A 533-nucleotide genomic window follows, 5' to 3' on the forward strand; every position below is an offset into this window, starting at 1 on the left:
ATGGTCCAGTTGCTGTTAATGGCCGTCTCAACGCCGGCTCCGACGAAATAGCCGTTCTGGTCCCAGTCGAAATCAAAGCCTGCGTTCGTGTCGAATTTGTATTTCTGCCAGGAATAGCCACCAAGCACGTAACCCAAAGTGTTTGGCGTGAAGAGGTAGCCTGCCCGCAAGCCAGCGTCGAAACCATAGGTTTCTTTGACCGACGCATCGAATCCAGCAACGTCGAGCGAGGTTTCGATGTTGCCGGCATGAGCGTCTAGAAGTCCTCCGATCAGGAAGCGCGGCGCCACCATATAGTCGTACCCAACGGTGAGTTCACCGTACACGCCTTCGCCACCAATGCCGTTGAACGACACCCCAGGAATGAAATCGCTGCTCAACTCGTGGACGTTCGCCCCGGCGCCAACGCCAAAGCCGACGTAGAGTCCACTCCAGTTAAAACCCGACGTCTCGACGACTGGTTCGACCACGTCGGCGGCATGAGCAACCGACCCAAGCGCCAGAACGGAAACTGCGCCGAGAAGAAGAGATTT

General features: G+C 56.5%; 1 protein-coding gene. It reads right to left on the bottom strand.

The features are described from left to right. Positions 1-533: outer membrane protein (locus tag NKG95_RS34225; protein ID WP_353043886.1), on the bottom strand; the 533-nt coding region annotated here is incomplete at both ends.

The sequence above is a fragment of the Mesorhizobium sp. M1423 genome, from assembly GCF_040317575.1.
GTDB lineage: Bacteria > Pseudomonadota > Alphaproteobacteria > Rhizobiales > Rhizobiaceae > Mesorhizobium.